We start from the raw sequence: 9,597 nt of genomic DNA on the forward strand, positions 1-9,597 counted from the left end.
CTCCACGAACAAATCAGCCAACGACACCGACGGCACCACATGCCCCGTCGCATTCCACTCCACCACCACCCGCCGCCACTCCTCACCCGACAGCAGATCGACGGCTGCCACCGGCTGCGCGGGGTCGTGCACGACCGCGTCGAGCACCCGCGCGAGCCTGTCGAGTACGGCTTCGGCGGCGGCGCGGTCGAAGGCGTCGGAGCGGTAGTCGAGACGGAAGCCGAGCCGGTCCCCGGGTGCGGTGATCAGCGCCAGCGGGTAGTGGGTGGCGTCCCGGCTCTGCACCCCGGTCACCTGCAGGGAGCCGGTGCCCGCGCGGCGGGCGGCTCCGCTGGAGGGGTAGTTCTGGAAGACGCACAGCGTGTCGAAGAGTTCACCGGCGCCGGCCTGCCGCTGGATCTCGGACAGTCCGAGGTGCTGGTGCGCGAGGAGCAGGGTCTGCTCGTCCTGGAGCCGTCGCAGCATCGCCGTGAGGGACTCGTCGTGGCGGATGCGGTGCCGCAGGGGCACGGTGTTGATGAACAGGCCGACCATCGACTCGACGCCCGCGACCTCGGGCGGCCGCCCGTTGACGGTAACGCCGGTGACGACGTCGTCCCGTCCGGTCATGGCGCCCAGGACCAGGGCCCAGGCGCCCTGTACGACGGTGCTCAGGGTGAGTCCGTTCTCCCGTGCCCAGCGCAACAGGCCGGCGGTGTCCGCCTCGGACAGTTCCAGACGTACCTCTTCGGGCACGACGGGCTCACGGTCGGCGCCGGGCGCGACGAGGGTGGCGTCGCCGATGCCGTCGAGCGCCTCGGTCCAGGCGCGGACGGCCTCATCGCGGTCCTGCCGGGCGAGCCAGGTCAGGTAGTCGCGGTAGGGGCGTACGGGGGGCAGCTCGTCCGTGGCGCCGCGGCTCTCGTACAGGGCGAACAGCTCGCGGGCCAGGAGGGGCTGCGACCAGCCGTCGTAGAGGAGGTGGTGGCTGGTCAGCAGGAAGCGGTAGACGCCGCCGCCGAGCCGGAGCAGGGTGCAGCGCATCAGCGGGGGCTTGGCGAGGTCGAAGCGGCGTATCCGGTCTTCGACGACGATGCGGTCCGCCTCGGCCGTACGCTCGGCCTCGGGCAGGCCGCTCAGGTCGATCTCCTGCCACACGGGGTCGACGTCGCGCAGCACCAACTGCGCCCACTCGCCGGACTTGCGTTCGCGGAAGCAGGCGCGCAGGGCGGCGTGCCGGCGGAGCAGGCCCTTCACAGCGGCCCGCAGGGCACCGGTGTCCAGCGGCTCCGTCAGCTCGAACACCGACTGCGCGGTGTAGACGTCGTTGCCCGAACGGTCGTAGACGCTGTGGAAGAGGAGCCCCTCCTGCAACGGCGAGAGCGGCAGAATGTCCTCGATGGCCCGCGGCTGTCGGCTCATGTGTGCGTCTCCCACTCCTGCGTCAACTCTTCTTCGAACTCGTCGATCTCGCGCTGGTCGATCGTCGACAGCGCCACGTCGGACGGGGTGAGCCCACCGGCGTCGGGTCGTTCCGCGTGCGTGGCCAGGGACTGAAGGGCCCGGAACCACAGTCGGGCCAGTTCATCGACCCGGTCCTCGGTGAGCAGGTCCGCCGCCCAGGTCCACACCGCCGCCAGTTCGGGCCCGCGGGGGGTGTCCCGGGTCGCGGCGTTCAGTTCGAGCACATGCGGCAGCGGCATGCGCGGATCGTGGTCGGGTCCGGTGTCGGCACCCGCTTCGATGGTCCAGTCGGCGGGGTCCTGGTCCGTGCCCACGGCGTAGCGCCCCAGGTAGTTGAAGCCGATCCGGGGCTGTGGGCGGGCGGCGAGCAGGCCCGCCGTCCGCGGGTTGAGGTAGCGCGCCAGCCCGTAGCCCATGCCGCGGTCGGGGATGCCGCGCAGCTGTTCCTTGACCCGCTTGACGAGGTCGCCGGCGGCCGGGCCCGCGGCCCACGCGTCGGCCAGGTCCAAGGGCCCGGTACTCAGGCGTACGGGGTGGATGCTGGTGAACCAGCCGACGGTCCGTGACAGGTCGGCGCCGCCTGCGAACTCCTCCTCGCGGCCATGTCCTTCGAGGTCCAGCAGCACCTCGGTGGCGGCCCGCGTCGGCCGGTCCTCCTGCCGCCACTCGGCCATGGCGAGGGTGAACGCGGCGAGGAGCACCTCGTCGGCGCCCGCGCGGAAGGCGGCCGGCACCACGCCCAGTACGGCTTCGGTGACGTCCGGGGGCAGGGTCACCGAGAGGTGCCGGGCGGTTGCGTAGGTGTCCCGCGCCGGATCGAGGTGTCGCCCGCCGAGCAGCGGGTCGGGCTGGTTCAGTACGCCGTCCCACAGGGCGAGTTCGGTGTCGTCCGGGCGGTCGGCGGCGAGCTCGGTCAGTCGGCGCGCCCAGCCGCGCAGCGAGGTGCCCACGGGCTGGAGGCGCGGGGTGCCTCCGGAGACGCACTCGCGCCAGGCCTCGGCGAGGTCCGGCAGGAGGATGCGCCAGGACACGCCGTCGACGGCGAGGTGGTGCACCACCAGCAGAAGCCTGCCCTGCCGGTGCGGTCCGGCATCGAACCACACCGCCTGGACCATGACGCCGTCCCGGGGTGCGAGCCGGGCGCGTGCCGCGGCTCCCTCCCGGAGGAGCAGGGTGCGCAGCCCGTCCTCGTCCACGGCGGAAACGTCGACCCGGTGCAGCACATCGTCCACGCGCGGGCCGGGACCGTCGGGAATCTCCAGCCGCCAGCCGGCGGCACCACCGCCGGCACGGCCGCCGTCGCCGGTGACGTGGAGCGTCATGCGCAGGGTGTCGTGGTGGTCCAGGACCGCCTGGAGCGCCCGCGTCAGCTGCCCCGGGTCGGCCCCGGCCGGTACCCGGATCAGCTGCGACTGGCTGAAGTGGTCGGTGGGCCCGCCGAGTTCGGCGAACCAGTGGGTGATGGGCATGAGTGGTACGGGGCCGGGGCCCGCCGCGTTCTCCCCGGCGGTCACCGCAGCGCCGTCGGCGTCGCGTACGGCATGAGCCAGAGCCGCGACCGTCTGGTGCTCGAAGACCTCGCGCACGGAGAGCTCCAGCCCGGCGCGGCGGGCCCGGCTGACGAGCTGGATGACCATGATGCTGTCGCCGCCGAGAGCGAAGAACCCTTCGTCGACGCCGACTTCGGCCTGCCCGAGTACCTCGGCGAACAGGGCGCACAGTGTTTTCTCGCGCGGGGTGCGCGGGGAGAGGCGCCGGGTCTCGTCGCCGTACGCGGGGCGCGGCAGGGCCCGCTGGTCGGTCTTCCCGTTGGGAGTGAGCGGCAGGGCGTCCAGCGGCACGATCGCCGTCGGCACCATGTAGTCGGGCAGCTCCCGGGCGAGGTGTTCCCTCAGACCGGCCGGATCCGGGCCGGTTGCGGCATCGGCCGCGGGCACGGTGTATGCGACGAGTCGCTTGTCGCCGGGGCGGTCCTCGCGCACCACGACGGTGCACTGGCCGACCTCCGGATGACGGGCCAAGGACGCCTCGATCTCGCCGAGTTCGATACGGAAACCGCGGATCTTGACCTGGTGGTCGGCACGACCCAGGTACTCAAGACCACCATCACGGTGACGACGCGCCAGATCACCCGTGCGATACATCCGCGAACCATCGGCCGCAAACGGATCGGCGACGAACCGTTCGGACGTCAGACCAGGGCGGTGCAGATAACCATCCGCCGGAGCACGCCCACCGACATAGAGCTCCCCCGCCACACCGAAGGGAACCGGCCGCAACCACTCATCCAGCACATGCACACGCAGATCCGGGATGCCATCCCCGATGAGACTGCGCGACGAACCGGCAGCCAACGACGCATCCATCGCCAGATACGTGACATGGACCGTGGTCTCGGTGATCCCATACATGTTCACCAGCACCGGAGCCCGGTCCGAATGCCGGCCGAACCAGTCCCTCAACCGCGTCGGCTCCAGCGCCTCCCCACCGAACACCACATACCGCAAGGCAAGATCACGACCCACCTCCGGACGCTCCGCATCCGCCTGGCTCAGCTGATGAAACGCCGACGGCGTCTGATTGAGAACAGTCACCCGCTCCCGCACCAGCAGCTCAAGGAAGTCACCAGGCGACCGGCTCACCTCATGCGAGACCACCACCAACCGCCCGCCATGCAGCAGCGCACCCCACAACTCCCACACCGAGAAGTCAAAAGCGAACGAGTGGAACAGACTCCACACATCATCAGGCCCGAAACCGAACCAATGGTCCGTCGCCGTGAACAGCCGCACCACATTCTGGTGCGCCACCACCACACCCTTGGGCCGCCCCGTCGAACCAGACGTATAGATGACATACGCCGGATGCCCGGGCAACAGACACCCACGCCGCCGCGCGACACCCGCCCCAGGCAGACCCGCCAGCACCCCGGCCGTCACCGGATCATCCAGCACCAACCGCGCCGCACCGACATCGTCCGGCAACCCGGCAACAACGCCCGCGGTAGTCACCACCAACACGGCCCGGCAATCCCGCAAGGTGTGCCCGATCCGATCGGCCGGATACGCCGGATCAACCGGAACATACGCCGCACCCGCCTTGAGCACACCCAGAACCGCCACCACCAACTCCACCGAACGAGGCAACGCCAACGCCACGAACTGCCCCGGCCGCACACCCCGATCGATCAGATGATGCGCCAACCTCTCCGCACGAACATCAAGCTCCCCGTACGACAGACGCACACCCTCAAACACCACCGCCAAACGATCCGGCGCACGGGCAGCCTGCTCCTCGAAAAGCTCAGGCAAAGTCGAACGCACCCCCACCGACGGCAACTCCCCACCCCCCGCACCGAACCGACCACGCTCCTCGTCATCAAGCACATCAACCAGACCGATGCGCTGGGAGGGCTGTTCGGCGGCTGCCGTCAGGATGCGGACGAGCCGCTCGGCGACCGACCGGGCGGTGCGCAGGCCGAAGAGGTCCGTGCGGTACTCCAGGCCGCCGCGCAGACCGGCGGGGCCGCCGTCGGCGCCGTGCCGCTCCTCGAGGGTGAAGGAGAGGTCGAACTTCGCCGCACGGGTGCTCACGGGGTGCCGGGTGACGACGAGGCCGGGCAGTCGGCCGATAGTGTCCAGCGCGGACTGCCGGTCGGAGGCGTCGACCCGCAGCGACACCTGGAACAGCGGGTGGCGGCCCAACGACCGTTCCGGGCTGAGCGCGTCGACCAGCCTTTCGAAGGGGACGTCCTGGTGGTCGTAGGCCGCGAGGTCGGTGTCGCGGACCCGGTCCAGCAGCTCCGCGAACGTCGGATCGCCGGAGGTGTCGGTGCGCAGCACCAGCGTGTTCACGAAGAAGCCGATCAGGTCCTCGACGGTCTCGTCGTCGCGCCCGGCCACCGGCGTACCGATCGGCACATCGGTCCCCGCACCAAGCCTCGACAACAGCGCAGCCAGCGCGGCCTGCACCACCATGAACAGGCTGGCTCCGCTGCCCCGGGCGAGGCGCAGCAGGCCCTCGTGCACGTGCGCGGGCACCTCGAAGTCAATCTCGTCGCCGTCCTCGGAGGCGACGAGGGGGCGAGGGTGGTCGGTGGGCAGGGGCAGTTCGGCCGGCAGGTCCGCGAGCGCGGCGGTCCAGTGGGCCAGCTGGCGGGAGATCGGGGAGTCCGCGTCGTCCTCGGAGCCGAGGCGCGCGCGCTGCCACAGGCTGTAGTCGGCGTACTGGACGGGCAGCGGTGCCCAGTCGGGAGCCCTGCCCTCGGTCCGTGCCGCGTAGGCGGTGACGATGTCGCGGGCCAGCGGCAGCAGCGACCAGCCGTCCGCGGCGGCGTGGTGGACCACCAGGAGCAGCACGTGCTCCTGGTGGGCGAGGGCGAACAGCCGGGCCCGCAGCGGTGCGTCAGCGGTCAGGTCGAGGCCGGTGCGGGCGGCCTCGGCAAGCCGTTCGTCCAGCCGTTCCTCGGTGGTGTCCTCGACCGGCAGGCCGGGCAGGGCCTCGGCCGATGACAGCACCTTCTGGTACGGACCGTCGGCGTCCTCGGCGAAGACGGTGCGCAGCGACTCGTGGCGTTCGACGAGGTCGAGCAGCGCGGCACGCAGGGCGTCGCGGTCCAAGCCGCCGGACAGCCGCAGCGCCGCCGGGATGTTGTAGGCGGGGCTGGGGCCCTGCAGGTGCTGGAGGAACCAGAGCCGCTGCTGCGCGTACGAGAGGAGTACGCGATCGGGCCGGGGCTCGGCGCGGGTCAGGGCGGTGCGTGCGTCGTCTGCGGACTTGAGCCGCCGGGCCAGATCGGCGACGGTGGGCGACTCGAAGAGGGTGCGTACCGACAGTTCGGCGCTCAGGGCGCCACGGACGCGCCCGATCAGGCGGGTGGCAAGGAGGGAGTGGCCGCCGAGGGCGAAGAAGTCGTCGTCGATGGAGACCTCGGGCACGCCCAGCACGTCGGCGAACAGCGTGCACAGGATCTCCTCGCGCGGGGTGCGCGGGGCCCGGCCCTCGGGGGAGGCCCCCAGGTCCGGGGCGGGCAACGCCTTGCTGTCGAGCTTGCCGTTCGCGGTGAGCGGCAGGGTCGGCAGCGTGACGAACGCCGAGGGGACCATGTAGTCGGGCAGTGAACCCGCCACGTACTCGCGGAGGGTGGCGTGGTCCACCGGTCCGGCCGCGGGCACGGTGTATGCGACGAGTCGCTTGTCGCCGGGGCGGTCCTCGCGCACCACGACGGTGCACTGGCCGACCTCCGGATGACGGGCCAAGGACGCCTCGATCTCGCCGAGTTCGATACGGAAACCGCGGATCTTGACCTGGTGGTCGGCACGACCCAGGTACTCAAGACCACCATCACGGTGACGACGCGCCAGATCACCCGTGCGATACATCCGCGAACCATCGGCCGCAAACGGATCGGCGACGAACCGTTCGGACGTCAGACCAGGGCGGTGCAGATAACCATCCGCCGGAGCACGCCCACCGACATAGAGCTCCCCCGCCACACCGAAGGGAACCGGCCGCAACCACTCATCCAGCACATGCACACGCAGATCCGGGATGCCATCCCCGATGAGACTGCGCGACGAACCGGCAGCCAACGACGCATCCATCGCCAGATACGTGACATGGACCGTGGTCTCGGTGATCCCATACATGTTCACCAGCACCGGAGCCCGGTCCGAATGCCGGCCGAACCAGTCCCTCAACCGCGTCGGCTCCAGCGCCTCCCCACCGAACACCACATACCGCAAGGCAAGATCACGACCCACCTCCGGACGCTCCGCATCCGCCTGGCTCAGCTGATGAAACGCCGACGGCGTCTGATTGAGAACAGTCACCCGCTCCCGCACCAGCAGCTCAAGGAAGTCACCAGGCGACCGGCTCACCTCATGCGAGACCACCACCAACCGCCCGCCATGCAGCAGCGCACCCCACAACTCCCACACCGAGAAGTCAAAAGCGAACGAGTGGAACAGACTCCACACATCATCAGGCCCGAAACCGAACCAATGGTCCGTCGCCGTGAACAGCCGCACCACATTCTGGTGCGCCACCACCACACCCTTGGGCCGCCCCGTCGAACCAGACGTATAGATGACATACGCCGGATGCCCGGGCAACAGACACCCACGCCGCCGCGCGACACCCGCCCCAGGCAGACCCGCCAGCACCCCGGCCGTCACCGGATCATCCAGCACCAACCGCGCCGCACCGACATCGTCCGGCAACCCGGCAACAACGCCCGCGGTAGTCACCACCAACACGGCCCGGCAATCCCGCAAGGTGTGCCCGATCCGATCGGCCGGATACGCCGGATCAACCGGAACATACGCCGCACCCGCCTTGAGCACACCCAGAACCGCCACCACCAACTCCACCGAACGAGGCAACGCCAACGCCACGAACTGCCCCGGCCGCACACCCCGATCGATCAGATGATGCGCCAACCTCTCCGCACGAACATCAAGCTCCCCGTACGACAGACGCACACCCTCAAACACCACCGCCAAACGATCCGGCGCACGGGCAGCCTGCTCCTCGAAAAGCTCAGGCAAAGTCGAACGCACCCCCACCGACGGCAACTCCCCACCCCCCGCACCGAACCGACCACGCTCCTCGTCATCAAGCACATCAACCAGACCGATGCGCTGGGCCGGTTGGGCCGTAACGGTGTCGAGGAACCGCACCAGGCGGTCGGTCAGGCTGCGCGCGGTGCCGCGGTCGTACAGATCGGTGCTGAAGACCAGCGCGGCGCGCATCCCGTCGGGGTCGCCGTCCGCGGTGCGACGCTCGGCGAAACCGAAGACCAGGTCGAACTTGGCCGAGCCGGTCCAGGCGGTCCGTTCGGTGACGGCCAGACCCGGCATGGCCTGGCCGATCCGCTCGTGGACGGGTCCTTCGGTGTCGAAGGTGAGCATGATCTGGAAGAGGGGGTGCCGGGCGAGGGAGCGTTCGGGGTTGAGTTCCTCGACCAGCCGCTCGAAGGGGACGTCCTGGTGGTCGTAGGCCGCGAGGTCGGTGTCGCGGACCCGGTCCAGCAGCTCCGCGAACGTCGGATCGCCCGACACGTCGGTCCGCAGCACCAGCGTGTTCACGAAGCAGCCCACCAGCCGCTCCACCGCATCGTCCGTACGCCCGGCCACCGGCGTACCGATCGGCACATCGGTCCCCGCACCAAGCCTCGACAACAGCGCAGCCAGCGCGGCCTGCACCACCATGAACACACTCACCCGGTGCTGCCGCGCCACCTCCGCCACCCGCGCGTGCAGCCCGGCCGGCACCTCGAACTCCAGCCGTTCACCCCGGTACGACGCCACCGCCGGACGCGGCCGGTCCACCGGCAGCGCCAACTCCTCCGGCAGCCCCGCCAAAGCCTCCCGCCAGTACGCCAGCCGGCCACCGAGCAGCGAGTCCGGATCGTCCCCCGACCCCAGCACCTCCCGCTGCCACAACGCATAATCGGCGTACTGCACGGTGAGCGGCGACCAGGCCGGTGCCGCTCCGTCCAGCCGGGCCGTGTAGGCGGCCGCGAGGTCCTCGGCAAGTACGGGCAGGGTCCAGCCGTCACCGGCGATGTGGTGCAGCAGGAGCAGCAGGACGTGTTCGTCCTCAGCCGTCTCGAAGAGGGTGACGCGCAACGGCGGTTCGGCGGCGAGGTCGAATCCGGTGCGTGTGGCCGTGTCGAGCCGGTGGCGCACCTCGGTCTCGTCCGCGCCGGTGAGGCGGACGACGGTCAGTTCGGGATGGGTGTCGTCGAGCAGTCGCTGGTACGGACCCTCGGCGTCCTCGGCGAAGACGGTGCGCAGCGGCTCGTGGCGTTCGAGGACGTCCGCAAGGGCGGCGCGCAGCGCCTCCCGGTCGAGCCGGCCGGAGAGCTGGAGGACCAGCGGAAGGTTGTAGGTGGCTGCCGGTCCCTCGAAGCGGTGCAGGAACCAGAGGCGTTCCTGGGCGTACGAGAGGGGTAACCGGTCCGGGCGCGGCCCGGCGGTCATGGGGGTGCGCGCGGCGTCCGCGGTCCTGAGCACCTCGGCGAGCCCGGCCACGGTCGGCGTGCGGAAGACCCGCTGGATGGGGAGTTCGGCGCCGAGGACGGTACGGATCCGGCTGACCAGCCGCGTCACCAGCAGGGAATGCCCACCCAGGTCGAAGAACGAATCATCC

The 9,597-nt window shown here is 70.3% G+C and carries 2 protein-coding genes; both read right to left on the minus strand.

All coding sequences use genetic code 11. From position 1 onward, the window contains the following. On the minus strand, positions 1-1,401 hold a 1,401-nt coding region (locus AC0699_RS38550; protein ID WP_478670877.1), incomplete at its 3' end, for a condensation domain-containing protein. Continuing rightward, on the minus strand, positions 1,398-9,597 hold an 8,200-nt coding region (locus tag AC0699_RS38555; RefSeq protein WP_478670880.1), incomplete at its 5' end, for an amino acid adenylation domain-containing protein. The genes AC0699_RS38555 and AC0699_RS38550, both read right to left, overlap by 4 nt.

It is taken from the genome of Streptomyces sp. NPDC043870 (assembly GCF_056435785.1).